Genomic DNA, 25,130 nt, shown 5'->3' with positions numbered 1-25,130 from the left:
CTCATGAAGAAACCTTCCCTACTTACAACGATTACATTAACAATTTTAATGGGTGCTTCAATGACATCTTGTAAAACACAAGAACAAATTGAGCGCGAACAAAAGATCAATACGATGTCTGTGCAAATGCAACAGAATCAAAAGCTTAATGCTGATTCACTCTCAAAAGTACAAGAGCTACAAGATAGCGTTCTTCAATTTCAAGGGCAACTTGAAGAGTACACAAACGGTAAGGATCAAAAGCTAGAAACAGTTGATCAAAAACTTCTAAAACTAGAAGAACAGAATACTGTCTTAACTGATGAGGTAACAAAGCTTACAGCTAAGATTGAAGAACAAGATAAGTTCATCAAGGAAGTATTAGCACTCCTAAAAAAAAAAGAAACTGAAAGAAAAGAGATAGCGAAAGCAAAAAGTCGCTCACCTTATGATCAGGCCATGTTTCTTTATGGAAAAGGTAAGTACAGCGAAGCTCGTCCTATTCTTGAAAAACTCTATAATGAAAATAAAATCAAAGGTAAAAGAAGAGGTCGTATCATTCACAATCTAGGAATGATCTCGTATATCCAAAAAAGAAATGACGATGCTGTCACATACTTTTCAACTCTTTATACATCAATGCCTTCGTCTGCTTACAATGCTAATGGACTAGTTTATTTGGCCAGAACTTTTAAAAGACAAGGCCAAGCCGAACAAGCAGTTGTGACACTTGAGGAGATGCTTAAGTCATTCCCAAAAAGTCGCCACGTCCCTACTGCTAAAAAGTTATTAGCAAGCTACAAAAAATAAGGAATAGCATGAAAAAAATTTTAGGACTCCTAAGCTTAACTTTCGCACTTTCGTGTCAAAGTATTATTGACCTGGATCGCGATAGTGAAGAGTTAAAAATTGAAGGACCAAAATTTTCAATCCTCTTCTCTCACTCAATCTCTGGAGAGACTCACCCATGTGGATGCCGCCAATTTCCATTAGGAGGTCTTCCGCAAGTTGCAGGCTTTATGAGTGATTTTAAAAAGGATCATCAATACCTCTATATTGACACTGGTGATATGCTCTTTCCTTCATCAGTTGTTCCTGGCCATATTGAAAAGTCTCAGAAATTTGCGGCCTTATCACTTGCAAAAGGATTAGATAAACTTGGGCTTAAATACACAATCCCAGGAGATCAGGATCTAGCTGCTGGACTTGATTTCTACAAAGAAGTACTTTCACAAGTAAGTTTTAAAGTTCTCGTTTCAAACCTTGCTGATAAGAAGTCCCTACCCCACCAAGAATATGCAAAGATTCAATTTGGAAAGAGCACAATCTTTCTAACAGGAATCGTGGCGGCCGGAAGCTTGCAATCAGAGTTTAGAGATCTATTTATCAATCCAGTTAAAAACTTTAAAAATACATTAACAACGCTTAAAGAAGCTGGCTTTGATGATAAGAATCCACTCCATAAACTAGTTCTCATGTCCCATGCTGGACTTGATTACGATAAGAAATTTGCTGAAACATACCCGATGATCGATTGGATAATTGGTTCACACTCACAAAGTTTTACAAATTACTCTATTGACGTTGGTACAACACAAATCGTTCAAGTTCTCTCAAAGAACCACTATATCGGAGAAGTCGCCTTCTCTGCAGCGACTGAAAAAATTGAAAAAGAATTCTCTTACCATGAAATGCGTGAGCAGTTGGGAGAGAGGATTCCAAATAACCCTTTTACAAGCTATATCAATAATCACAAACAAGAGCTTGATAGCATTCGCGATAAAGAACAAAAAAGCCTAAGCTTTGCTGATAGCGGTATTAAAAAGCTTGCCGATACAAAAAGCTGTCTTGAGTGTCACTCAGATCAAGGTGATCACTGGGCCAAGACACCTCACGCGATTTCTTTTGGAACTCTTATGATTGCCAAAGAAGAGAATAAAACGAGCTGTATGCAGTGTCACTCTCTTGGAATGAATGAAGAAGGTGGCTATATCAACCACAACGATATCGTGCACTTTAAAGATTTAAAAACAAGTGATGCCAAATTTAATGCTCACAAACAAAAGTACTGGCAGGATGTATCAAAGGCCTTTAGTGGTGTTACTTCTGTTCGTAAACTCGATGCTAAGAAAGTTAAATCAATTCGCGTTGCATGGGATAAGGCCAATGAGAAACACAATGTGGAGCACTCATTTGCTAATGTTCAGTGTCTAAACTGCCACTCGATGGTAACAGATCACCCATTTGCCATTGAAGATGAGGCACAAAAAAAGGCCCATACAAAAGCGGCCATTAAGAATAAATGTCTTGGTTGTCACACTAGTGACCAATCACCAGAGTGGTATAAGAAAGATCGCGATGGAATTTATTCTGGAGTAAATGACGAGTACTTCGATAAAATGTATCAAAAAATGACACACTAAAAATACGACGGGGACTTCAGTTTCTTACTGATAGTCCCCTTTTCTTAGCTTCTTCTCAACATCTTTTTTCTGCTGATCAGATCTCTTATCATGAAGCTTCTTCCCTTTTGCAAGAGCAATTTCAAGCTTAACACGTGAGCCTTTAAAATAGATGATCGTTGGAACAATCGTAAGCCTTTCGGCCTTCACACGGTGAGCGATTTCAGCAATTTCCTTCTCATTTAAAAGAAGTTTTCTCTTTCTCGCCTCTTCGTGATTGAATTGATTTCCAAATTCGTATTCAGGGATTTTGATATTATTGGCCCAAACTTCGCCGTTCTTATCAATTGTAATATGGGACTCACCAATTGAGACTTTTCCAGCGCGCAAAGACTTAACCTCAGTTCCCACTAACATCATTCCTGCTTCGTAAAGTTCAAGTATTTGATAGTCGAACTTTGCTCTTTTATTTTTGGCGATTATTTTCTTTCCCATTATTTACTCATTTAGATACTTATATAAATTTTGAAGGTCCTCTAATTTTAGCGCTTCTGCTCTAACTGTCAAAGGCTGATTGATTTTGGCCAGGGCCTCGGCAATCTTATCCGCTGGAGCATAAATTTTAAGAACTTTTCCAAGCTGTTTTCTCTTAAATTGAAAGACAGCTCTTAAGAATTTCTCAAATTTACTAAATTCAGACAGAGGAATCACTGGACTCTCCAGGCGCTCAAAGCTAATTACAGCAGAGTCAACCTTTGGCGGAGGTGTAAAGGCACCTGGAGGCGCTTTTACAAGCAAAGATGTCTTAAAATATGTTTGTGATAGGGCCATTAAAGACCCCATGTAATTCTTCTTTGAAGCAAAGGCAAAAACCTTATCAGCAACTTCTTTTTGAAACATCAGCGTCATATACTTAATCGCTGGTGTTTGTAGAAATTTTAAAAGAAGTGGTGTCGAGATATTGTATGGTAGGTTTGAAACCAGCCATAACTCGTCACTAATATTCTTATCGCTAATAAATTGATCAAAATCTAGCGCAAGGGCATCTGTGAAAAGAATATTTTCTTCTTTAACGATTGGTCCAAGATATTCGATCATACGAGTATCCATTTCAACAACGTTAAGATTGCCATCATGAGCAGCAAGATGCTTTGTTAGGATTCCAGGACCAGGTCCAACTTCGATGATATTCTTTGCAACATCTGCATAATCATCTGTAATTTTAGTAATGATATTTTGATTATTTAAAAAGTGCTGACCGAGTTCTTTATTGGCCCAAGGTAGTTTTGATTTTGATTCTTCCATGATTAGGCCTTCCTATGTTCTTTCTTATTAATAAATCGTGATCTGGCATCGATACTTAGTGTATCAGGATACTGGATACGACTATTATAGTTTCTAAAAGCATAATTAGCGATCATTGCACCATTGTCGGTACAAAATTTCGGCTGTACAAAATGTACCTGCTTATACTTTTCTTGAAGCACTTTTCTAAGATAGCTATTACAAGCAACTCCACCACCAACAACAATTGGAAGATTATTAAATCCCTTCTCTTTTGCTGCTTCAAGTGCATAACGTAGCTTAAGCTTAAGAGCTGAAACGATAGCATGCTGATAAGAAGCACAAATATCTTTTGTATCTTGATTAATATCTTCTGGCGACTTTACAAGATACTGAGGATTCTTATCAAGAAAGGTTCTTAAAGATGTCTTCACACCAGAAAAGCTTAGGTTGCAATCTTTTGATGTCTTAAGCCCTATTGGAAACTCAAAGCGATTAATATCACCTTCTTTTGCAAGATCATCAATAATGCGACCAGCAGGATAGCCTAGCCCCATTAGCTTTCCACCTTTGTCATATGCTTCACCAGCGGCGTCATCAATTGTTGAGCCAAGAACTTCAATCTCATCACTTGCGCTCACAAGTGTGTAGAGGCTGTGGCCTCCACTTACGAGAAGTCCTAAGTATGGATATGAGACTTTTTCTGTTAAGTGGATTGCTTCCAGGTGAGCAAAGAGATGGTTTACTGCAAAGAGATCAACTTTCTTTAAAAGAGAAATTGTCTTAGCAGCATTAAGTCCTGTAAGTAATGGCCCTAGCAGTCCAGGGAAAGTCGTCACACCAACAAGATCAATATCAGAAAGGTTTACACCGGCCTTACCAATTGTTTGCTTGATAAGAGGTGCTAATTTTTCAAGATGATTTCGAGAGGCAATTTCTGGAACAACTCCACCCCATTGGGCGAGCATTTGTTCTTGAGAAAATAGCTCAAAGGCCAACACCTCAGGCACTTCACCTTGAGAAATCTTATCAGGATCTCCCTTTAGAACTGCTACTGATGTATCATCACAACTTGTTTCAATACCTAAAATATATTTAGTGGCCACGAAATATTCCGTTCTTACGATTAAATAATAAGATGCACCCTATCATTATTTTAAGATTTTATCGACAATTTTGATGATTTTTTCAAAGTGATCGCGCCCGAAATTATCCGCTAAGTACTGATAAATAGTACGGCTTTCGTCGAGATTGTAGTTTCGAAGCTCAATTTGCTTAGCAAGTTCATGGGCAACAATAAAGACGGCCGTTAGTGGCTTAATCTGATTCGCATAAAGTCCACGAGGAAATCCGGACCCATCTGGCCTTTCATGGTGGTTAATCAGAATCTCATACATATTCTGATCTGCCAGCCCTTCCTTCTCAAGCATCTCACTAATTAAGCGCCCGTGCCCAAGGACAAGGTTCTTATCATAATCTGTAAGCTCGGCCTTAAGTAGTTCTTCTTGTGACGAAATACGAGCAAGGGCCTCATCTTCAAGTAGAAGATCATGAAAGACAGCTGTTCGAATAAGAGTTTCAATATTATCTTTCTTCACCCACTCTAGTTGCTTTGAAATTTCAACGGCAAAGAGGCTTGTTAGATAACAATGATCGTAGAGATAATTTGTCATATTCTCGCGCTCTTTTAAAAGGTTTCGAAGTTTTGGACTTCCCTGCGCAAGTTTTGAAATATTTGAAACATAGCTATCAACAACAGTAGAGGTTCCTGTGCTAATTCCATAGCGGCCAACGAGGCGCTTTAGAGTCATCATGGACTTTTGAGCTATATCAAGATGCTCTGCTGGAGTTGAGGGATCATACTTTAAAAATGAAACCTCTCCTGCTTTCTTAACGTACTCATCGATATCGTCTTTGTTGATATAGAGGTAGTTTATATCGCGATCAAGATAGCTCTCAATTTGTGAAATCGTAAATGTGTCTCCACGGTGAATAACCTTTACGAATTTAGAGTCACTAAGCTTTACGTATGTATCACAAATGGCCAGAGTTCCTCTTAAGAAGTACTCTGTATTAATTTTCTTATATGCACTACTTGATTGAACAAAAGTAGAAACACCACCTAATTGAGTTAGAAGCTTTTCAAATTTAACAAATGAAAATGGCTTTGGTAGATGTTCTCTTTTCTTATGATAAGTTACATCTCTTTCAAAGTTAACAAACTCTGCTTCAGTATATGAAGTAATGACAAGAGATGGGATATTACAATCAATTGAATCATAGAATGAGAAGATATCATCATCACCTTCTCTAAAATAGTCTGTGACAATTAATTTATAATCTTTTGATGATTGAAGCTTTAATTTTAATTCGCGAAAGTTTGAAACACGAATGACATTTACACCTTGAAATGCATTTTCAATACCCAAGACATAAATATCACTTAGTTCAAAATCTGGTTCGGCCACTAGTACGTTAAAGCTCATAGGAGTTATTTTAACACTTCCATGTTTATAAACTAGAAGGAACTTTGTGCTTTAACGAACCCAGTATAGGACCATGGCAATATAGCAGGCCAGGAAAACTCCACCAGCGATGCGGTAAAAGGCCCTTTTTGCAAAACAGATTGCTAGTAAAAATAGTGAAGCAAATAGTAGAGCGGACATCTCCGGTATAAAGTTTTCCGCAATCTTGATTTTATAGAACACTAAACTACCTAAAACAAAAGCCGCATTGAAAATATTTGAACCGATAATATTTCCTGTAATGATATCCGAGTTCTTTCCCTTACGACTTGTCATGATTGCCGTAACCAGTTCAGGGAACGAAGTACCAAAGGCAACGAAAATTGCCGAAATAACATAATTTGAAATTCCAAACTCAAGAGCAACAGCTGTTCCACTTTTAACCAGTAACTCTCCCCCTCCATATAAAAGGGCAAAGCCAGCAAAAAGGTGAATGATTTCTTTTGGCCCTATTTTCTCATCCATGTGATGAGGCTGTTCTTGATTACCTAGGTGAGCACGCTCTTTTTTCATCGAAGCAAATGTGTCCCATAGATAGAAAAGCATAAAACCAATTAGTAGAGCACTTCCCCACCAGTAGATTTGATCTTGTAGAAGAACGATCCCAAGAATTACTGTAAGTGCTAGGTGTAGAAGAAGTTGTTTCTTGATTTCTGTTCCAGAGATGAAAAGACGTCCCATTAATCCAGATACACCAAGAATTAGAAAAAGGTTGGCAATATTAGAGCCGACAATATTTCCCAGAGCAATTCCCGGCTCACCGCGATAACTTGCAAGTTGAGAAACGAAGAATTCCGGAAGCGAAGTCCCAAAGCCCACAATTAATAAACCGATAACAAGTGGTGATAACCCTAGAGCAAGTCCAATCTTTTCAGCTGACTCCAGAGCGAACTCTGCACCATAGTAAAGCATAACAATAGCAAGAATTAATAACACAACTTGTAAAACCATATTTTATTTCCAATAATTAGCTTATGACTAATTCAAATAACTCTTCATTTCTAAAAAATATTTTTTCTAAGTTTAGCAAAAAGAAATTCAAATTTCTAAGTATTTCGACATGTATGATTGCAGATGCTTTTGTCGCTTTTTATCTTTATTTAGTTTACGCAAATCCGCAAACCTATCGAGAAAGCTTTAAGATTGCTTATCAATCACTAAGGCTTGTTGACCCGAATATTGCAAATGGAATAAAAGATCCTCACTTTCAAGATCAAGTTATCCAATTAATGGTCCATACGGTGATCTCAATTATTTGTGTCTACTTAATTATTCACCTAATTATTTATATCTTTCGCCTCTATAATAAAAAGTTTGCACAGAGTTATATCAAACTCTATTCATGGACAGGTGGCGTGCTTATGATCTCTATAGCGCTCTTTAATCTTGATACTCCAAGAGTGGCCATGTTTATGATTCCAGGGTTTTTACTTTTATTTAATGCACTAGGCTTTAAGCACGTGGATCAAATGAAGGAAGAATAAAATTTGTTAAGTGAGGAAGAGTCCAATCTGGCATACTGCGAGCTTGTCCCTTTGCTTTTTGCAATCCACAAACTGCAAGTAAGAATGAGTCAAAGGCCCTTACATTTTTTACAATAACTTCAAGATCATTATCGTAAATAAAGATTCCCAATTTATTCTCAATCTTTTTAACGATATCAAGGCGTGCCTCAACTCCAAGATCAAGATCCGTTAAATTGACGATATTTTTTTTAAGGACAATGCGACTCTTTAAAAGCTCTAATAGAATGAGGTTTACATGTCCTTCATAGAATTGGCACTCTTCAGGAAAGTGTCTCTTCATATATGAGAAGCGTGAAAGCATCATAAGAGATGTATTTCCAAATGAATCAAAAGTTGTATTGAAGAGCTCTAATAGCTGATCGTGATAAGAGCACCATATCCAAAAATCAAGAGAGCGATTCCAGTAAGGAATAAAGCCTTTCTTTAATCTTCTCTTAAAAGACTTCGAAAGCATGAAATCATTAGACTCTTTTACAAATGTATCGCGATCAAAATGAGTGAGGTCTTCAAAATTTCTCCTTCGCTCATACTCTTTTGGATTTTCCTCTTCCATCTTTCGATCCATCTCTAAGATCGATGCAATATCTTCACGAACCTGCTTCACATCGCCAACGGGGCATTTTGCAACACCTGGACACTTAAGGTCACAGTTATGACAAGGAGGCTTCGATAATGGAAAGTCGATAATAACGTGCTTAAGATTATACTTATCTATCCACTGATTGAGGATATCATCACCATCTTCAACGTCTTCATCACGAACTTCATCTTTTACATGTAGAATTGATTTTAAAAACCAGCGTCCGCTTCCCTCGTGATGATCAAGAAGACAGAAGAAGAAATTATCTCTTCGTCCACCTTTCATTGATAGTCCTGCAACACGATTGAAGCTTAAATTCATAGCGGTTTCTCAACACTAAACTCTAACACTTGCATATCTTTTACACGTGCTAGTTCTTTTAAAACCTGGGACTTATGCTGAGGGCCATGTGCCAGTAAGAAACATCCGCCTCCGCCAGCTCCACAAACCTTCATTCCAATAACCAAGTCTTTTTCACGAAGTTTATTATAAATATCTCGCATATCATCTGTAACAATACCCGAAAATAGCTTTTCTCTTTGCGCACCCTCTTGGCAAAGCATTCCAAGAAAGTCATCGTACTCACCATTTCGAATTGCATTGTATGCGCTAAAAGTTAAATCACGAATTTTTCCAAGCCCTTCTCTTACACCATTTTGATTATCAAAGAAGTCTTTATAAACTTGCCAATTATTAATGGCCGAAAGTCTAAGTTGTCCTGAATACACAAGTGTTAAGTGTGACTCCACAAAGCTCTTAAATTCTTCATTGTAGAGCTGCTCAACTTCAATACAACTATTTGTCGCCTTTAGAGCAAGTACGCCACCATAAAGAGCAGGATAATAATCCTGATACCCACAAGGGCCCTTATTTAAAATCTTGGCCTCAATATTTTGAACTGTATTAATCGCAGTTTGGCGATGAAACTCAACTCCACAATAGTCACACAGGGCCTTATAAACAGTTACTCCCATAGAAGACGAACCACCAAGGCCTGCCCCCGGAGGAGAACCAGACTCTGTCGTTAAACGAATACCACTAGTTAATTTAAAGTGATGAAGAATTTGGGCCAGAAAAGATAAAGCTCCAAATGTATCACTATCAAAGTCTTCGTATGTGAATTCTACGCTAGAGTGTCTTGTTACCGAATCGTAATCAACTGAAACAAACTCAACACCCTCAAATTCTATTTCTTCAACCTTAACCTTGGCCTTAAGAGAAGTTGCAAGATTAAGAGTAATTGTATGTCTTAAGACCTGATTTAGTGGAACAATATCAAGAGTTCCACCAAGAAGGTCAACGCGAACCGATCCTTCGGCCTTGGCAATCATATTATCCATTATAAATTCCAATAAACGGAAGCTCTCGGTAGCGGCCATCAAAGTCAAGCCCATAGCCGATAACAAATTTATCCTCAATTTCAAAGCCGAGGTAATCAATTTGAACTTCGTGTTGTGTTTTTACTTTCTTATGTAAAAGAGTCGCTAGCTTAATTGTCTTAGGCCCTCTTTCTTTTAACATTTTCGTTAGCTCACTAATTGTAAGACCTGTGTCCACGATATCTTCAACAAGAATAACATTCTTATCTTTGATATCGACTTTAATATCTTTTGTAATGGAAACCTTTCCAGTACTTTCGGTCCCTTTGTAAGAACTTGCTCCAATGAAGTCAAAATATACAGGAGAACTCATTTGGCGAATTAGATCGGCCACAAAAACGAAGGCTCCGTTAAGCACGCCAATGATCACAACTTCCTCACCTTGAAAGTCTGAATCAATCTTAGTTGCAAGCTCTTTGATTCTTTCGTTAATTTTCTCTTCAGAAAAATAAGTTTCGATTGCCATGAATTCTTCCCCAATTCCTATACAAATGAATTATTTAAAATTTCCCCAACGCCACCTGCGCCCGGAACAATATATTGCTTTCCAGTAAGCCCAACTTCTTCATCCCACAGTGTTCCTGGAATTGTTTTAAGAACATGATCTGGAGATAGCCCACGATCAAGTCTAAGAGCATAGATTTCAACATCTGGATGATCTTTTTGCATTCTCTTAATATACTCAGGAGTTACGATAAGATTAAGTGAAATATACTTAAGTGCACGCCCTTTAACTTTGTCTTTATAATGACCAACGGCAAATGACATTGAACCACCTGTTGCTCCCATTGGATCAGGAAGCAGAACAATAGCATTTTCTTGGCCACCACCAATTTTTGAGCCCGAAACATCAACACCAATGACTTGCTCATTCTCATCGACTTTGCGCTGAACATAGAAATGGTCTTGGCGAATTAGTTCAGGATTTAAAAAGTAATTTAAATTCTCAAAACAGATATGACTTGGAAAAGTTCCAGCGCGAGCAAGGTCCACACAAAGAACTGGCTGTTCCCTTTTTATCACCTCTTGTTTAAAGATGGCCTTCTCTGTTAATCCGGCCATACGAGAGCGCACTTCCACGACTTCTTTAGGAAACGAGTTTCCTAAAACAGATTCTAATAAAATGAAATAGAGTTTATGAATTAAGTGATTTAATTCTGGCTGAATAACACCTTCGCTTGAGAAGCGTGCAAGTAAACTTTCAGCAAGAGGATTGGAGAGAATAAAAACATTCTCTCCATACTTATGTTCGATTTGACTAATTTTATATTGGTTCGAATTTTTAGATTGTGTTTTCATTGTTCAATTTCACCTCGCCATTAGAGTTTACCTCTTTTAGGCCTCCAAGTGAAATCGAAAATGCCTTAACATCTTCATCTTCTTCGTAGTAATCGAAGTGAGCACGACAACGAGCTTCGTAAAGATCGGCCTCACCTACTAATACTGTTTTATTATTGTCAGATGGTAGTCTGTAAGACTTCGAAGCAGGTGCGCCACAAACAGTACAAATCGCTTGAATCTTCATAACATCATCAGCAATACATAAAAGCTCAGGCATTGGACCAAATGGCTTTGATTTGAAATCTTGATCAAGACCAGCACAGATAACGCGAATACCACGACGTGCTAACTTTGAAACAACTTTGATAATTGTTGCATCAAAGAATTGAACCTCATCAATTGCCACGATACGAGTTGAATCATAAACCTTCTGTAAGATTTCAACTGCGTCTTTGACTGGCTCAGCTTCCACATGACGTGACGAGTGACTTACGACATTTGTCTTGTGATAGCGATCATCAATAACAGGCTTGAAAATTTGAACTTTTTGACGAGCAATTTGTGCTCTAGTTACTCGACGGATAAGTTCTTCCGTTTTTCCAGAAAACATTGGGCCGCATACGACTTCAATGCCACCAGTTGCGTGTGCGTGACTTGCGTACATTGACTTAAACTCCTCTTAATGTCAGATATTTTTTGTGTTGTGTCTCTAAATTCTATTATGACGGCCGGGCCAGTTTTAGGCCACTTACATCTTCTTTCAAAAAAGGAAGGCAATGCGCTCAACGCGTAAAGACTAAATAAAGCTTATCATGAGCGTTAGGTACATCACCATAAAGAGCATGAAGCCCACGATGAGTAATAACGGAGACATAAGGATGAAGAAGCTCTGCACAAATGAGAATTGCAGATTATAACGCAGTCCAAAGTACAAGTAGATCACTTGAGAAATAAATTTTAAAAAATCTCCAAAAATTGGGATGATTAAGAAGAAATTCCCAACTAACGCACCTGCTATCACATCTTCTAACTCAATATCCTTTAGGTCTTTATCGAATAGACTTGCAAACATTGTGATAATTAAACGCCAGAACTTAACAAATACCCAAGCAGAAAGTGGAAAGAAGACGACTTTAAAAAGTGTCGAAAAGAGAAAAAGCTTCTGTTGAAATTCACTTGAAGAAAAGATTGCTGGCAAGAAACCATCTTCGGCCATTTTCCCCGCAAGATTTATTCCAATATGAATTTGTGCAAGAGAGTATAGTCCATAAATGAAAACAAAGGGCCATGAAGCTAGAGCGAAGTCTGCAAACTTTAAATTAACTCCACGCTCACTCTCCTCTTTAACGATCTCAAAAAGCCTCGCTTCTTTGATGCGTTCTATCTCTAACCTGTGGTGAGCTATATTAGAGTTCACAAGTTTCGGATAAAGAAGAAATTTAATGTATTGAATATATATTTCTAGCACGTCTCTATTTTAATCGAGTTCCTCATAAATTGAAACTAGGCAATGACCTACTCTTTAAGTTTAGTATAAAAAAACTCTTTAGGTGTTTGTAAAACTTCACGAAATTTCTCATAAGGAATACTTGAGCGATCGCGATTCTTATCGTTAGCATCTGCTGGAAAAGCTGTTTCGAAGCGAGCAATAAGCCATGTCAACTTTTGTCCATCAATTACGGCCATATAAAAAGACTGATTTAATTCAATCTTCTTTCCCACTAAGAAGCTGACAACTTTTCCGCTAGTAAAATTAAATGTGATAGTCTCTGCCCCATCAAATTTTAAAAAATTCTCGTCTACTTCATCACTTTCAAGGATGCGATCAACTTTCAGCTTCTGTAATTCATCATAGAAAAGGTTAAGATTATCTTCAATTGCTTCTTTTATCTCAATTGTATTTCCAGCAACAGTAATAGATTTAATCTTTCCATAAGTAGAGAAGCTAAGAATATTTCTTTTCTGAGTTATTAAGGCAACTTCCTTTTGCTCATCTTTTTCAACTAAGAAATACGCTGCAAAAATAGAAAGAACTAATATGACAAAGAGATAACGATTCTTCATTAAGCTGCAAACTTCCTTCTCTGGTAAAGAACTAGAGCGATCACAAGATAAACAAGAGGCAGAACAACAATAGAGAAATAAAAAATCACTTTCTTTTCAATATCTGAAACTAAAAGTGGAATTTCTTTAAATACGACTGAGTGTAGAGAAGTCAGTTGTCCTTGACCTGATAACCAGTGATAAAGATTTGATACATATTTAAAATTACTTTGATAACTAAAGAACTTATTTGAAATAAAGGCAGAGTTTCCAATAGCAACAATTGCAGGAACTCCATCTCTTGTAATGGCCGCGGCCATATCAATAGGTCCTTCAATATCCTCACTATCTTTTTTTACATCCCCAGCGATAACAGAAATCATCTTCTTCTCTGCCCAGCCTTCAGGCGTCGAGGTTGCCAGGGCATGGAAACTTCCCTTCTCTTCTTGTGGTAGAGTTGAAGTTATGGACGAAACAAGCGGAAAGAAAACTCTCTCAGTAAAGTCTGAATTGATATTTAAAGAATCGTAGCGAGAAATAATCGGCGCAGTCCCTTTTGATGACTCAAGTCCATTAACAGGATCCATCACGATGTCATTTGCAATATTAAGTCCGTTATCCGAAAAGAATTTCTTTATATTTGCCAGCTTTTCTCCGTGGAAATTCGGCATAATCGCTGCAAAAACTCGACCACCATCGAAGTAGTAATTTTCTAGTTTTGAGATTTCTTCTTTTGAGAAATCATTTGTTGGCTCAAGAATCGTAAAGACATCACAAGACTTGGGAATTTCATTTGCTTTTAAAAGATCAACTACATTTAAACGATAAGCCGACTGCTTAAGAACATGTAATAGTCCTGTAAAACCATTATCAGAACTATCTTGAAATTTCGCATTATAATTAAAACAAATAGTTGGATCCTTATCTCTTTCAAGTCGAATGAGACCATTAGTAATTCCTAACTCAAGAATACGAGTCACCACAACTTTCTTAAGTTCTGAACCTTCTTGTTTTGCTAATACAATTGAAGGAGAAACTGTCACTCCATATTGAGCAATCATATCTGGCCTTAACTCAGGATCATAAAACTTAGTCACAAGTGAAGGATTTTGATTCTTATAAAGTTCAAGTAGTGAAAGAATAGCATTCTTTGATTCTTTATTAGAAAAGACCACCATTTCAACCTTATCATCAATCTTCTTAACAGTTTTAATTGTTAGTTCAGAAAGAGTATTTAATTGTCTTTTACTTAAGTCCCAGATTGGTCCTCGTTTAAAAACAATTAGGTTTAATACTGCAAGGATACAAAATATTAGAAAGAAGGCAGTAAAGTTTGATAGAAGATTTTTTCCAAATGTACTCTTAACAAAATTTTTAACTTCTTCAAGATGAAAGTAAAAAGTTAGAAGAGTTAAACAAAGAGCAATGATAAATGTCGCGCCAACTAAAAAAATATGCTCAGGAATTATAAGAAATAGAAAACAAGCAATAAGATAAAAAATGGCACAGAGGCTTAGGGTAATTTTCTTCATTTTCTAACTCCCAAGTTTCGAATACCAATAAAGCTAAAGAAGCCAACGAAAGAAAGGATATAAACTAAGTCAAAGCTAGAAACAGCTCCTCTAGCGAAATAGAAGATATGTGAGCTAAAACTAAAATATCTCATCATGGCCTGAATCATCTCATTATCAATAACATTCGAACTTGCATAAATAATTAAGAAAGAAAAAAGTGCACCAAATGAAATAACAATGGATGCAATATAAGAGCGACTTAATAATGAAGCGTTAAGCCCAACAATTAAGTAGCATAGACCTAATCCATAAATTCCAAGCATATTTGTAAATAAAATAGCAAAGTCATTAAAACCTTTGGGAGCTAAGAAAAGTGGAATAATAAAAATAGGTAAAGTAATGAAAACAAGCTTCGTTGCAGCTGCAAAATACTTTGCAAAGAAGATTGAATCGTCAGTTAAATTTGAAAGCTTTAAAAGCCCAAAAGTATTTTCTCTCTTCTCCTTCACAAAGGCTCCCATCGTTAGCATTGGAGCAAAGAAGAGAAGAATAAAATTAAGTGCTGAAAATGTCGGTGCAATAACAAAGTCCACTATTGTCTTATTTGTTAATTGCGGTGCCATTTGTAGATTATTGTAAAAGATTGCAGACATAATAAAATTTGAGATGGCCGCAAAGATATAAATAATTGGAGAAGAAAAGCTTTCGCTAATTTCTTTCTTATAAATCAACTTAATACCTTTAAACAGAGGAAGCTTCTTATTCATGTGTTCCCTCCTTTTTTGCTGTTAGCTTTTTAAAGATATCCTCAAGCCCTACCTTAATATTTTGCTGCGATAAAATAGCTAAATCATTTTGAGCAAAATATTTAGATAGTGTAATTCTTAAATCACTGTCTTGTGTTTGTCCGCTAAACTCATAAAGATCATTCTTTTTAATAAAGCTTATTCCCATCTCTTTTAGGCCTTGAAGCTTATTTTCATCAACTGATTCAAACTCAACTTCAACTCTTTGATCAACTTCAAGCTGCTTTTCAATATCACCTATAGGCCCATGAGCAACAATGATACCTTCATTAAGGATTGCAATATCATCACAAATCGAAGCAAGATCACTTAACTGATGAGAAGAAATGAAGATCGTGTGATCTTTTGAAAGATCCTTAATCACGTCCTTAATTTGAATAATGGCATGTGGGTCAAGCCCAACAAGTGGTTCATCTAGTACAAGAAGCTTTGGATTGTGGCAAATTGCAGCAGCAATCCCTACTTTTTGTTTATAACCTTTAGATAAATTCTCAATTCTTTGATGAGCAACTTCTTTAAGTCCGCACTTCTCAATAACTTCTTCGATTGAATAGATATTTTCTTCAACTTGATAAATTTCTTGGACGAATTTTAGAAATGGCCTAACACACATATGGCGATAGAGCGCAGGCTCTTCAGGAAGGTAGCCAATCGTTAGCTCGCTATCTTTAACGAGACTTCCCCCCGTATACTCCTGCTCTTCAAGGATGATTTTCATTAGAGTCGACTTACCTGCACCATTTGGTCCAAGGAATCCTAAAACTCCTTTGCGACCAATTGTGAGATTCACCCCTTTGAGAACATCTTTACCAGGAAATGTTTTTCTAATGTCCGACAACTCTACAAGGTTATTGTCACTCATTCCATAAGTCCTTAATTAAAAATCCTTCTTTAAAATCCTAGCAAAAAATGAAACAATAAGAAAAGTCTTAAAATTTAATCATTTACCTAACTCTGCCGACTAGGATAAATATGACCAGAAATGTAGAACGCTTCAAGAAGCTTATTGAAAAAGCTAATAATATTGTTATTACAACTCACATCTTTCCAGACGCCGATGGTATCGGAAGTGAGATTGCCCTTTGCATGGCCTTAAGAAAGCTTGGGAAGAATGCAATCTGCATTAATGAAGAAAAATTATTCGATCGCTATCGCTACCTAGATCCAGATGGTGTGATTACAAATTACAATGATTCAAAAGACTACTTTGATAAAATTGATTTATTTATCGTAACAGATACTAACGCTCTTCCTCGCATCGGAAAGAACGTTCAAGAGCTTGTTTTAAAATCAAGCGAGCTTCTATTTATCGATCACCACCCTTGCCCAAAAGAAATTGCGGCCATCCACTGTGTCGATTCTTCAAAGGCTGCAACAGGAGAACTAGTTGGCGAGTTAATTGAGGCGCTTGGTGTAAAATTTGATAAGAAAATGGCCTTGGCCCTTTATACTTCAATTATTATCGACACAAGCTCATTCCGCTATCCTACTGTAACAGGTAATACGCATCGTATTGTTGCAAAACTTATGGATACTGGAATTTCTCCTCCTCAAGCATTTAATCAAATCAACGGTGTTAAACAAGTTGAATACATGAAGCTCATAGGAAAGGTTCTATCCTCTTGTCAAATGAGTCCTAATGGCAAGGTTGCTTGGATTTCTCTAACAGAAGAAGAGATTGAAAGCTTTGGTTGTGAAACTGAAGACACTCACGGCTTTATCAATCACCTACTCATTCTTGAAGGTATTGAAGTTGCTTGTATGTTTAGAGAAGTTGGTGACAAAGTTAAGATCTCATTTCGCTCAGTCAATCAAACAGTTGACGTTGGCGTGATTGCCCAGGCCCTTGGTGGTGGTGGACACAATCACTCAGCAGCTACAATCATTGATGGAAACCTTGCAAAGGTCATTCCTGAGGTGATTGAAAAAATTGAATTAATGATTGAGTAAGTAGACTCTACTGATTAAGAATTTTTGCCAGAACATCTCTTTCTTTATCAGAAAAATTAAATGCCCCTGCTGTTAGTACACCCTTAAGCTTTTCTTGAGTAGCTGGATCTTTTGGATCATTCTTTGCGATATCACCAAAAGGCTCTCCTTCAGGAGTGATCTTTACTTCCGCCTTTGTCGCCTCTTTAATGGCCTGCGCTTTTTTCTCTACAGGTGAAGACGCTTTTTGCACTGCTTGCCCTTGTTTAGTAGCTTTATGTTCAGCAATTGCGGCCTTCATTTTTTCTTCTTTTTCTCTTTTGTGATTTTCTATTTTTGCCTTAATTTCGCCTCTACTTAGCTCAGAAGGCCTTTCACGTCGAACGATACTTTGACCACCAGTAGATTTTGAAGCAACAGGTAAGTCTGCAGCGGCATTACTACGCCCTACTTTCTTAGTGGCCGTTGTTGAATTAGTTCGTAAATTTGTTCTGTCACTTAATAATCTCACCCCTATATTTTAACCTTTTCTCACTTGAGATGTTAGGTGGAAAATTTCGGGGGATGGGCCTTTTCGATTAAGGTTTCGACTAGTTACAAAGGCAGTGTCCATTTTCTACGGCAGTTTTGAAAGTAAAATTCTAAACGACCATCCGAGGCGATCACCCTCAAAAAAAGTCATGTAGAGCACCACTAAGTAGCTGAAATAACAAGACCATTTCTGAAAAAATTTACATTTTTTTCAAAAAAAGTAAATTCAGATCAACATCACCTTGTTTAAATTCTTGATTTCTTCATAATGCATTTATCGAAATTGAAGAGAGAACGATTTGTGGTCTTTGTCGTACGTCAGTGGAGTTCAATTAGTTGTAAAAGAGCACAAGCCTTCAAAGAGACTTCTATTAAAAGGAAAATGAATAATCAATAGAAAGTCATTTGAGGTAATTATGAAAAATTCTGTAGTATTTAAGCAATCAAAACTTTTAATCACTTCTGCACTTATGGCCCTGTCACTATTAACGACGTCATGTGGTTCGGGGGACAGTTCTAGAAACATGGACATTCCAGGTGTAGATGGACCAAAAGTAGTCCTTCTAGGTGATGATATCTTAGTTGATATTATTTTAGAAAACGTTGTTGTTGAGGGTGGAGCTCGTTTCAATATCCCTAACTACACAAATTCTTATGTTGAAATTTCACCAGACCTTCAATCAAACGGTACACTACTTGCTTTCTCTGTATCGTTAGATGATATTTTTGGCGGAAAAGTTGATCGTCTTGATCCACTTACTCTACCAGGTGGACGTGCAATTCCAGGTGTTTCTGGTGGTGCCCTTCCAGCAGTTGCTTTCTCAGTACCAAGTATTAAGAATATTGCTTTTTACGTAGGTCCACAAATCTTTGGTATTTGGGTTCCAGTAAATAACCTTAATATGGCAGGTGCAATGCTTACAACTCGTTTCTATACTGATAGCAAGAGAGTTGGTAACCTTTCACTTGTTGGTGAAGATGCAAATGGTGAAAACGGTGGTTTCTTCTTAGCGCTTACAGTTTCAAGCTCACAAGAAAGATCACTTGAAAGACTTGCTGATAGATACTAATCAGAAGTTTTAAAAATTCTGTAATAACTGACCAAAACATTCTATACAGGAAAAATGCCCCTAGGAATCTAGGGGCTTTTTTTTTCTTCAAAAAAAATTAAGAACCCCTTCATATCTGTCGATAGATGAACATACGAGAGAATTTTTTCCTATAAACTAGTGAGGTATGGATATGGAAATCACATTAAGAAAAAGACTACTGACAGTCGTGGCTCTACTAAGCTTCTCTTTCTTCTCTGTTTCTTGTGGAGAAGGAAATGTTGAAATCCCAGGTGTTGATGGACCGAATGTTAATCTACTTGAAGATAACGTTGTCGTTTCAATGGTACTTGAAGATGTTTCAATTATGGCAGGTGCTACTTACAAAGTACCAAAGTACAAGAAGTCATTTATCGGACTTAACCCTAACCTAGAAGGTGCTGGTTCAGTTCTAACGTTTACTGTTTCACTTGATGATATTTTCTCATCAGATGTAAATAGACTAGACCCTAAGACTCTTCCTGGTGGACGTATGATCCCAGGTGTAGCAGCAGGTGCTCTACCAGCAGTAGCATTTACTGTTGAAAAAGTAAAAAACATGGCATTCTATGTTGGTCCAAAAGTTTTTGGTATTTGGGTACCACTACAAAACTTTAACCTTTACGGATTTGCATGGACAAAATCATTCAAAGCTGGTGACAAGAGAGTTGGTAACATCTCACTATTTGGTCAAGATGAGAATGGTGAAAACGCAGGTTTCTTCCTAGCTCTATCAGTTAAATCTGCATACGAGAAGAGACTTAAGAAGCTATCACGTAAGTATTAAGCATCTACAAAATAGAAGGCCCGCTTATAGCGGGCCTTTCTTATTCAGCTTGAGTAACCCAAATCTTCCATCTAAACTTCGTCTCTTCATTATTATCAAGAACAATCTTAATTGGACGAGTTCTCCCCTCTAGATCGTTAATAACAAAGAATTCATTTCCTAGAATACTTGTCATATTATAAAGACCTTGATGAAGGTTATAATCGATTAGATACTTAATAAACGTTAAACTCATTGGGGCCTGAAGACTTCCAAGGTTATCAACTCTCTTCATTTTAGAAAGTTGTTTTCTTGTTTGATAGCTTCTTAATGAACCATTAAATCTTTCAAGAGTCTTCTTTGAGAATTTATAATCGTCTTTAAAAGAAGGCATTGCTACTTCAGTTTGTTTCTTAGACTTCTCATAATTTAAGACGGCCGTTTCAAACGCAGAAAAAACAATCTCTTTAACTGGCTCAGGCTTCTTCGGTTCAGGCTTAGGTTTTCTAATGATTTTAATTGTTTTTATATCAACCGTTTTGATAACCTTAGGCTCTTTAACTTCAACCTTTGCTACAATTTTAGGTTCTTCTTTAACGATCTTTTCTTCAACTAAAGTAATTCCCTTCTCATCAAACTCTCGCAAAGAACCAAACCAGAAAACTTTTAAATCATCCTCACCCTTTAATGCGGTACGAATAATCTCAGCACTCTTCTTATCGATAGAAACTTGATCCTTTGTCATCTCTTCATAACGAGAAAAACAAGACTCACCTTTTCCACTAGCATTGATAATTTTATAGGCACTCGTCGTTAAAATTTCTTTCTTAATCTCTTCAACATTTAGCGCAGATAAATAGCTATCTTCCTCACTACACAAGCTTTGAATTTCACTCTTAACGAATTGGCAGCTGTTAATAATAGAAGTCTTGCTATCACCACCAAAGTGACTGCTAAGAATCTTAACTAAAGTTGGATGGTAATTTGCTAAATCAAAACGTCGATCCGTTTGGAGCTTAATAGGATACTTCCCCCAGTCAACGATATCGGGAAAGTAGTCAGATACTCTTTTAGTAAAGAGTTTCATATCTTTAGACTTCGGCTTACATGATTTAAAAATTGCATCATAGCTAAGAGCGCAACTCTTTTCATCACCTAACTGATAAAGAGCAATACTTGATTGACGGTAAAACTCATAAAGACTTGCAATACTTGTTAGTCGCACTAGGTAGCGCATATACTCAATATTTTCAGTCATCTCATGCTTTGAACAAGCAAAGTTAGGATAGATATAGCGATCAAATTCTTGAGTTAAATCAAAGATAGCAGGCTCAAGCATTACACTAAAGTATGTCCGTCCTGTAACCTCATCAAGGAACTCTTGTTTATCGTTTTGATAATCAATAACTAATCGAGGGTCCAGTGGTCCTTCATAGACTTCAAAGTCCCACTCACCTTTTTTCACGTCTAAGGCCGAGGCAGTAAAACCCAAGGCAAAAATTTGTAAGTATTTAAAAATATTCATCCTCTTTATTTTACCCAGATAAGACTCAGGGCAGGAACATAGGTAATAATGGCCAAACAAATTAGTAAAATAAGAAGAAAAGGTAAGGCCGAGCGATACAGTTCAGTAATCGGTCTCTTAAATCGAATAGAACTAATAAAGAGGTTTATTCCCACTGGAGGAGTTATATAGCCGATCTCTAAATTTGTTAAAAAGACGATGGCCAAGTGAATTGGATGAATATCAAACTCTTGAGCTAATGGAAGGATGAGAGGTACGACGACAATTATCGCACTAAATATATCCATTAAACTTCCAACAATTAAAAGGAAGATGTTCAAGAAAGCAAGAAAAGCGTACTTGTTCGTAAGAATGTGGTTAAAAGCACCAAAGAGTTGATTAGGCACCTCTTCATCTACTAAGAAATTAGTTAAGCCAAGAGCACAACAGAGAATAATTAAAATAGCACCTACCATTGTCATTGAATCCACAACGATTTTAGGTACATCCTTTGTAAAGCTTAGATCACGATAGACAAAGCACTCGATCATTAAAATATAAAACGCAGTAAAGGCAGCTGCTTCTGTAACCGTTACAATCCCACCGTAAATTCCGACAAGTACAGCAGGGGCCAAAAATAATTCAAACGCTGCGCCCTTTAAAGAAAGAAGCGCCTCTTTCAAATCAAACTTCCCTCTTTCACTATGGTTCTTCGGAGCCTTTAAGATTGAATAAATTGCTAAACCAATGATGAGAAGCATTCCTGGAACAATACCGGCCTTAAAAAGCTGATCAATATCCACTCCTGCTACAATTCCATAGAGAATAATTGGTAAGCTTGGTGGAAAGAGAAGACCTAAAGAACCTGAAGTCGTAATAAATCCCATCGTGAATTTATCATCGTGACCGCGATTCATAAGAATTGGATAAATTAATCCACCTAAAGCAACAATCGTTACCCCACTAGCACCAGTAAAGGCAGTAAAGAAAGCACAAAGAACGAGTCCAACAATAGCAACTCCTCCAGGCATCCATGAAAGTAGCGCATTCGTGAAACGAAATAGTCTTTTTGGTGCATTCGATTCAGCAAGTAAGTAACCAGCAAAAGTAAAAAGAGGTATCGTTAGAATTGTCGGAGCCGATGCGAGACGGTAAATTTCAACAGAGACGGCCGACGGCTCAATTCCATTATGAAAGAAAGCTGCAAGGGCAAGACTTCCAAGAACAACAAAGAGTGGCACTCCAATTAGTGCCAAAATAAATGCGGCAATACTAATTGTTATGAGGCTCATAATCTTCCTTAAAATTTAAAAATGCCAAGATCGTGCGAATGAAGATCAGGGCGAAGCCAATTGGAATGATTGCGACTAAAACAGAAGAGTGCAATCCCAGTGAAGTTAAGTTTCCAAATTGTTTCTCGACATTATAGAACTGAACACCTGAAGCAAAAAGCCAAGTTGTTCCAACAATAATACACACTTGAGTTATCTTATTTAGAATGAATAAAGAACGGTGTTTACCTTCACTCTCTAAAAATTTTGGTAAAATCTCAATTGCAATATGCCTCGACTTTCCACTGGCAAGTGTTGCACCTAAGAAGGCCAGAGCAAATACGAGATGTCGAACAAGTGGATCAACCCAAGAAAATGAAATATCAAACCAACGAAAGATAATGGCCAAAACACTTAAGCCTAGCATAACAGCAACATTGGCCACAACTAGCCAGCCTACAACGAGATCTGTAACTTCTTCTATCTTGCGTATCATGAGTTCTTTCTACTTCTTTTGAGCTTTTAAACTTTTTTCAAGTCTATTATATGCTTCTTCAGAAAATAATTTTCCTTTTAACTTTTTAATTGTTGCCTCACGTACTTCATATCCACGTTTAATATCGGCATCACTAAATTTAACAAATTCAACACCAGATGCCTTCATCAGATCAAGAGCATCTTGATTGTCTTTTTCATTTGTCGCCTTAACAAGATCAATATACTTCTTAGAAATTGCTAAAACTTTCTTTTGGTTTGCAGGAGAGATCTTATTAAAGACTTTGTCATTTACTAAGAAGGCTCCAACAGACATTGTAAGAGGGAAATCAATAAGATATTTAACTTTAGTATTCCACTGCATTGATAGAATCGCTAAAGGTGGTGCATAAGCTGCTTCAATGATTCCAGTTGAAAGAGAAGACAAAACATCAGGAAGAGGTAGCTGAACCGAAACAAGCTTCATCTCTCCAAGAATAGTTTCAACAAGAGGATCCCCTTCCCAAGACCAGATTTTTACACCTTTTAGACTATCAATAGAAGAAATCTTTGTTTTTGAAACAAAGTAAACCATCCCAATATCAAAGAAGCCAAGATTAACGAAATTACTTTCATTAATTTTCTTATTTAAAAATGGCGTTAAATCATCAAGTGTCTTTAGGGCCTTCTTGCGATCATGAAAAAAGTTAAAAGGTATTTCGACAACACGAACATCACCATTGATATCACCAAGTGTCTTTGCAGTAAAAACTCCACCGTGAAGTTGTCCAACGCGAATCTTTCTTAAAACATCTGGTTCATCTCCTTGAGATCCACCGAAGTAGAACTTCACTTTTACTTCACCATTTGTTTCTTTCTTAATGGCCTTTGCCATTTTCTTAAGATTCTTTGCCCAGTTCGTTCCCTCAGGAGTTAGAACACCAACTTTTAAAGTTAGGGCCATTACATTCGTCGTTAATAGTAGAATTAATAATGCTTTAAATTTTGACATGATTTTTCCAATTAGAAGATCTCTTCTTCTAAGCCTTCAATTATTTTTAATCTCTTACGTGCAATTAAATTAAAAAGGTTATTGTAATCAACCTTTGGTGTTTCAATTTTTCCACCACTCCAATAAGTTAGCTCCATCTGCTCACGGTGAAATTTATTCATTTCTAATTTCTGATTACGATAGATATTTTCTTCAAACATTGGAACTGCATAAAACTGAATAAATGAAAGTCTAACTAACATATTATTTGGCCATTTTTGAATAGCTTCTTCAAATAAGCGCTTACCAGTTACAGGGTCCCCACCAAGTCCACGAGGTCTTGAAGCAGCGTAAGAAGCATTGAAAATATCACAAGCACCTTGCGCTAAATTTCCATTCTTTTCACATGACCAATCGTACATAACCTTTGCAAGAGGAAGATAAGCGACGGCCCTCATATTATCTCTTTGTAGATTAATGATTGAAGCAAGCGTTTGTCCTGTATAGAAAACACCTTCGATATTTGTAGCGTTATCACTTAAGTTTTCATCAAGTAATTTTTTAAAATCTTCAGGTGAAGAAATGTAGCGAGTGAAATCAAAATCTTTAAATCCTCGTACTTCAAAAAATAGCGCAGAATAATTTAGAGCACGAGTGTAATTTGAAAGAGCATTAACTCGGTATTTTGAATTTGATAGTTCTTTAAGTTGATCTTTAAGATAGTAAGTTTCATCGATGGCAAATGCCTTACCGCTATATGCTTTTATGAGAGTAACAATGAATTCAGGATTTTCGCGATCAGCGGCGTAGAGATTTTCAACTAATTTAATATTGCTATCAATTGTCGATTCAAATAAGTCCCAGTTATCTTCAGTAAAAACGGCCTCAGATGTCTCAAAGATCATATCCCCCATCTGGTTAGTGGCCACTTTCTTTATACTTGAGCAAGAAACTAGATTTATGAACAATATCAGCAATGCCAACATTTTTTTGCAATTCACAGGCGATCCTTATAATTAATATAGTAGTAATTTGCCTTATCTATTCAGTAATTACAAGTGGTTAATGCATTTTCATTGACGCCCAAATCCCTTAGTGATAGCCGTGTTGCACCATTTCTAACCTCGTGATATGATTAGGGAAATATTTCGAAAGGCTCAATTTTTTGCTAATTTGTGCCGAGTATATATTTAAGTTACTAAACTTTGTCACGGAGTGACCATTGAGAGTAGTTTTTCTACGAGTAGATGAACTACT

Annotated in this window: 27 protein-coding genes; 6 read left to right on the top strand and 21 right to left on the bottom strand. The window is 36.8% G+C overall.

Going from position 1 to position 25,130, the window contains the following annotated elements:
* Positions 1-3: 3 nt before the first annotated feature.
* Together C0Z22_RS15265 and C0Z22_RS15260 are read left to right on the top strand one after the other, a co-directional pair.
* Entirely contained in the window at positions 4-789 is a 786-nt protein-coding gene (locus C0Z22_RS15265) for a tol-pal system YbgF family protein (RefSeq protein ID WP_103219238.1), read from the top strand.
* A gap of 8 nt (positions 790-797) precedes the next feature.
* Positions 798-2,402, top strand: a complete 1,605-nt coding sequence (locus C0Z22_RS15260) for a multiheme c-type cytochrome (RefSeq protein ID WP_103219237.1) — start codon at positions 798-800, stop codon at positions 2,400-2,402.
* Positions 2,403-2,426: 24 nt separating this feature from the next.
* Here the strand turns inward: C0Z22_RS15260 and smpB are convergent, their stop codons facing one another.
* From smpB to C0Z22_RS15235, 5 genes are read right to left on the bottom strand one after another with little or no spacing between them, the layout of a single operon-like run.
* Entirely contained in the window at positions 2,427-2,876 is a 450-nt protein-coding gene (smpB, locus tag C0Z22_RS15255) for an SsrA-binding protein SmpB (protein WP_103219236.1), read from the bottom strand.
* Between the two features lie 3 nt (positions 2,877-2,879).
* On the bottom strand, positions 2,880-3,686 hold the full coding sequence (gene rsmA, locus C0Z22_RS15250) for a 16S rRNA (adenine(1518)-N(6)/adenine(1519)-N(6))-dimethyltransferase RsmA (RefSeq protein ID WP_103219235.1): 807 nt from the start codon (positions 3,684-3,686) through the stop codon (positions 2,880-2,882).
* A 2-nt stretch (positions 3,687-3,688) separates the two neighbouring features.
* Positions 3,689-4,771 (bottom strand): tRNA (adenosine(37)-N6)-threonylcarbamoyltransferase complex transferase subunit TsaD, encoded by a 1,083-nt coding sequence (gene tsaD, locus C0Z22_RS15245; RefSeq protein ID WP_158246953.1) that lies wholly within the window; start codon positions 4,769-4,771, stop codon positions 3,689-3,691.
* Between the two features lie 45 nt (positions 4,772-4,816).
* Positions 4,817-6,151, bottom strand: coding sequence for an HD domain-containing phosphohydrolase (locus C0Z22_RS15240; RefSeq protein WP_103219233.1), 1,335 nt, complete (start codon positions 6,149-6,151; stop codon positions 4,817-4,819).
* 51 nt (positions 6,152-6,202) lie between these two features.
* Complete coding sequence (locus C0Z22_RS15235) at positions 6,203-7,141, bottom strand: calcium/sodium antiporter (protein ID WP_103219232.1); 939 nt, start codon at positions 7,139-7,141, stop codon at positions 6,203-6,205.
* Positions 7,142-7,164: 23 nt separating this feature from the next.
* Between C0Z22_RS15235 and C0Z22_RS15230 the strand changes: the two genes are divergently transcribed.
* Positions 7,165-7,674, top strand: coding sequence for a hypothetical protein (locus C0Z22_RS15230; protein WP_146037927.1), 510 nt, complete (start codon positions 7,165-7,167; stop codon positions 7,672-7,674).
* Here the strand turns inward: C0Z22_RS15230 and C0Z22_RS15225 are convergent.
* The 10 genes from C0Z22_RS15225 to C0Z22_RS15180 all read right to left on the bottom strand — a co-directional run bounded on the left by C0Z22_RS15225 (position 7,643) and on the right by C0Z22_RS15180 (position 16,181).
* Positions 7,643-8,617 carry a hypothetical protein gene (locus C0Z22_RS15225; protein WP_103219230.1) on the bottom strand — a complete coding sequence of 325 codons (975 nt, stop codon included), beginning with the start codon at positions 8,615-8,617 and terminating at the stop codon, positions 7,643-7,645. The two genes, C0Z22_RS15230 and C0Z22_RS15225, sit on opposite strands and share 32 nt — an antisense overlap.
* Complete coding sequence (locus C0Z22_RS15220) at positions 8,614-9,636, bottom strand: hypothetical protein (protein ID WP_158246952.1); 1,023 nt, start codon at positions 9,634-9,636, stop codon at positions 8,614-8,616. Before C0Z22_RS15220 ends, C0Z22_RS15225 begins: the two co-directional genes overlap by 4 nt.
* The gene (gene hpt, locus C0Z22_RS15215; RefSeq protein WP_103219228.1) at positions 9,629-10,141 is read right to left on the bottom strand and encodes a hypoxanthine phosphoribosyltransferase; all 513 of its coding nucleotides are present in this window, start codon (positions 10,139-10,141) and stop codon (positions 9,629-9,631) included. Before hpt ends, C0Z22_RS15220 begins: the two co-directional genes overlap by 8 nt.
* Before the next feature lie 17 nt (positions 10,142-10,158).
* On the bottom strand, positions 10,159-10,974 hold the full coding sequence (locus tag C0Z22_RS15210; RefSeq protein WP_103219227.1) for a uracil phosphoribosyltransferase: 816 nt from the start codon (positions 10,972-10,974) through the stop codon (positions 10,159-10,161).
* Positions 10,958-11,620 (bottom strand): thymidine kinase, encoded by a 663-nt coding sequence (locus C0Z22_RS15205; protein ID WP_103219226.1) that lies wholly within the window; start codon positions 11,618-11,620, stop codon positions 10,958-10,960. Before C0Z22_RS15205 ends, C0Z22_RS15210 begins: the two co-directional genes overlap by 17 nt.
* 132 nt (positions 11,621-11,752) lie before the next feature.
* Positions 11,753-12,424, bottom strand: coding sequence for a hypothetical protein (locus tag C0Z22_RS15200; protein ID WP_103219225.1), 672 nt, complete (start codon positions 12,422-12,424; stop codon positions 11,753-11,755).
* 47 nt (positions 12,425-12,471) lie between these two features.
* A complete protein-coding gene (locus C0Z22_RS15195; protein ID WP_103219224.1) occupies positions 12,472-13,020 on the bottom strand; it encodes a hypothetical protein in 549 nt (182 codons plus the stop codon).
* Complete coding sequence (locus C0Z22_RS15190) at positions 13,020-14,531, bottom strand: Gldg family protein (RefSeq protein ID WP_103219223.1); 1,512 nt, start codon at positions 14,529-14,531, stop codon at positions 13,020-13,022. Before C0Z22_RS15190 ends, C0Z22_RS15195 begins: the two co-directional genes overlap by 1 nt.
* On the bottom strand, positions 14,528-15,280 hold the full coding sequence (locus C0Z22_RS15185; protein WP_103219222.1) for an ABC transporter permease: 753 nt from the start codon (positions 15,278-15,280) through the stop codon (positions 14,528-14,530). The genes C0Z22_RS15190 and C0Z22_RS15185 overlap by 4 nt, the downstream gene beginning before the upstream one ends.
* Entirely contained in the window at positions 15,273-16,181 is a 909-nt protein-coding gene (locus tag C0Z22_RS15180) for an ABC transporter ATP-binding protein (protein ID WP_103219221.1), read from the bottom strand. Before C0Z22_RS15180 ends, C0Z22_RS15185 begins: the two co-directional genes overlap by 8 nt.
* Positions 16,182-16,291: 110 nt before the next feature.
* On the opposite strand from C0Z22_RS15180, the gene C0Z22_RS15175 reads away from it, so the two are divergent.
* Entirely contained in the window at positions 16,292-17,269 is a 978-nt protein-coding gene (locus C0Z22_RS15175; protein ID WP_103219220.1) for a bifunctional oligoribonuclease/PAP phosphatase NrnA, read from the top strand.
* A 7-nt stretch (positions 17,270-17,276) separates the two neighbouring features.
* Here the strand turns inward: C0Z22_RS15175 and C0Z22_RS15170 are convergent, their stop codons facing one another.
* Positions 17,277-17,759, bottom strand: a complete 483-nt coding sequence (locus C0Z22_RS15170; RefSeq protein ID WP_103219219.1) for a hypothetical protein — start codon at positions 17,757-17,759, stop codon at positions 17,277-17,279.
* Between the two features lie 436 nt (positions 17,760-18,195).
* Here C0Z22_RS15170 and C0Z22_RS15165 point away from each other — a divergent pair, with 436 nt between their 5' ends.
* Both C0Z22_RS15165 and C0Z22_RS15160 read left to right on the top strand, forming a co-directional pair.
* Complete coding sequence (locus tag C0Z22_RS15165; protein ID WP_103219218.1) at positions 18,196-18,849, top strand: hypothetical protein; 654 nt, start codon at positions 18,196-18,198, stop codon at positions 18,847-18,849.
* A 172-nt stretch (positions 18,850-19,021) separates the two neighbouring features.
* The gene (locus C0Z22_RS15160) at positions 19,022-19,654 is read left to right on the top strand and encodes a hypothetical protein (RefSeq protein WP_103219217.1); all 633 of its coding nucleotides are present in this window, start codon (positions 19,022-19,024) and stop codon (positions 19,652-19,654) included.
* Positions 19,655-19,694: 40 nt separating this feature from the next.
* Here the strand turns inward: C0Z22_RS15160 and C0Z22_RS15155 are convergent, their stop codons facing one another.
* From C0Z22_RS15155 to C0Z22_RS15135, 5 genes are read right to left on the bottom strand one after another with little or no spacing between them, the layout of a single operon-like run.
* Positions 19,695-21,158: a hypothetical protein gene (locus tag C0Z22_RS15155; RefSeq protein WP_103219216.1), complete on the bottom strand. Its 1,464-nt coding sequence runs from the start codon at positions 21,156-21,158 to the stop codon at positions 19,695-19,697.
* A gap of 5 nt (positions 21,159-21,163) precedes the next feature.
* The gene (locus C0Z22_RS15150; RefSeq protein ID WP_103219215.1) at positions 21,164-22,429 is read right to left on the bottom strand and encodes a TRAP transporter large permease; all 1,266 of its coding nucleotides are present in this window, start codon (positions 22,427-22,429) and stop codon (positions 21,164-21,166) included.
* Positions 22,410-22,904 (bottom strand): TRAP transporter small permease, encoded by a 495-nt coding sequence (locus tag C0Z22_RS15145; protein WP_103219214.1) that lies wholly within the window; start codon positions 22,902-22,904, stop codon positions 22,410-22,412. Before C0Z22_RS15145 ends, C0Z22_RS15150 begins: the two co-directional genes overlap by 20 nt.
* Before the next feature lie 9 nt (positions 22,905-22,913).
* Positions 22,914-23,894, bottom strand: coding sequence for a TRAP transporter substrate-binding protein DctP (gene dctP, locus C0Z22_RS15140; RefSeq protein WP_103219213.1), 981 nt, complete (start codon positions 23,892-23,894; stop codon positions 22,914-22,916).
* 11 nt (positions 23,895-23,905) lie between these two features.
* Positions 23,906-24,802 (bottom strand): TRAP transporter TatT component family protein, encoded by an 897-nt coding sequence (locus C0Z22_RS15135; protein ID WP_158246951.1) that lies wholly within the window; start codon positions 24,800-24,802, stop codon positions 23,906-23,908.
* Positions 24,803-25,130 lie beyond the last annotated feature (328 nt).

It is taken from the genome of Halobacteriovorax sp. DA5 (assembly GCF_002903145.1).
In the GTDB taxonomy this organism is placed as follows: Bacteria; Bdellovibrionota; Bacteriovoracia; order Bacteriovoracales; family Bacteriovoracaceae; genus Halobacteriovorax_A.
This window is presented reverse-complemented; position numbering and strand designations above follow the sequence as displayed.

Coding starts and splice junctions, on each gene's coding strand:
- C0Z22_RS15265 (WP_103219238.1), top strand. CDS start 4: ATGAAGAAACCTTCCCTACTTACAACGATTACATTAACAATTTTAATG.
- C0Z22_RS15260 (WP_103219237.1), top strand. CDS start 798: ATGAAAAAAATTTTAGGACTCCTAAGCTTAACTTTCGCACTTTCGTGT.
- smpB (WP_103219236.1), bottom strand. CDS start 2,876: ATGGGAAAGAAAATAATCGCCAAAAATAAAAGAGCAAAGTTCGACTAT.
- rsmA (WP_103219235.1), bottom strand. CDS start 3,686: ATGGAAGAATCAAAATCAAAACTACCTTGGGCCAATAAAGAACTCGGT.
- C0Z22_RS15240 (WP_103219233.1), bottom strand. CDS start 6,151: ATGAGCTTTAACGTACTAGTGGCCGAACCAGATTTTGAACTAAGTGAT.
- C0Z22_RS15235 (WP_103219232.1), bottom strand. CDS start 7,141: ATGGTTTTACAAGTTGTGTTATTAATTCTTGCTATTGTTATGCTTTAC.
- C0Z22_RS15230 (WP_146037927.1), top strand. CDS start 7,165: ATGACTAATTCAAATAACTCTTCATTTCTAAAAAATATTTTTTCTAAG.
- C0Z22_RS15225 (WP_103219230.1), bottom strand. CDS start 8,617: ATGAATTTAAGCTTCAATCGTGTTGCAGGACTATCAATGAAAGGTGGA.
- C0Z22_RS15220 (WP_158246952.1), bottom strand. CDS start 9,636: ATGGATAATATGATTGCCAAGGCCGAAGGATCGGTTCGCGTTGACCTT.
- hpt (WP_103219228.1), bottom strand. CDS start 10,141: ATGGCAATCGAAACTTATTTTTCTGAAGAGAAAATTAACGAAAGAATC.
- C0Z22_RS15210 (WP_103219227.1), bottom strand. CDS start 10,974: ATGAAAACACAATCTAAAAATTCGAACCAATATAAAATTAGTCAAATC.
- C0Z22_RS15205 (WP_103219226.1), bottom strand. CDS start 11,620: ATGTACGCAAGTCACGCACACGCAACTGGTGGCATTGAAGTCGTATGC.
- C0Z22_RS15195 (WP_103219224.1), bottom strand. CDS start 13,020: ATGAAGAATCGTTATCTCTTTGTCATATTAGTTCTTTCTATTTTTGCA.
- C0Z22_RS15190 (WP_103219223.1), bottom strand. CDS start 14,531: ATGAAGAAAATTACCCTAAGCCTCTGTGCCATTTTTTATCTTATTGCT.
- C0Z22_RS15185 (WP_103219222.1), bottom strand. CDS start 15,280: ATGAATAAGAAGCTTCCTCTGTTTAAAGGTATTAAGTTGATTTATAAG.
- C0Z22_RS15180 (WP_103219221.1), bottom strand. CDS start 16,181: ATGAGTGACAATAACCTTGTAGAGTTGTCGGACATTAGAAAAACATTT.
- C0Z22_RS15175 (WP_103219220.1), top strand. CDS start 16,292: ATGACCAGAAATGTAGAACGCTTCAAGAAGCTTATTGAAAAAGCTAAT.
- C0Z22_RS15165 (WP_103219218.1), top strand. CDS start 18,196: ATGAAAAATTCTGTAGTATTTAAGCAATCAAAACTTTTAATCACTTCT.
- C0Z22_RS15160 (WP_103219217.1), top strand. CDS start 19,022: ATGGAAATCACATTAAGAAAAAGACTACTGACAGTCGTGGCTCTACTA.
- C0Z22_RS15155 (WP_103219216.1), bottom strand. CDS start 21,158: ATGAATATTTTTAAATACTTACAAATTTTTGCCTTGGGTTTTACTGCC.
- C0Z22_RS15150 (WP_103219215.1), bottom strand. CDS start 22,429: ATGAGCCTCATAACAATTAGTATTGCCGCATTTATTTTGGCACTAATT.
- C0Z22_RS15145 (WP_103219214.1), bottom strand. CDS start 22,904: ATGATACGCAAGATAGAAGAAGTTACAGATCTCGTTGTAGGCTGGCTA.
- dctP (WP_103219213.1), bottom strand. CDS start 23,894: ATGTCAAAATTTAAAGCATTATTAATTCTACTATTAACGACGAATGTA.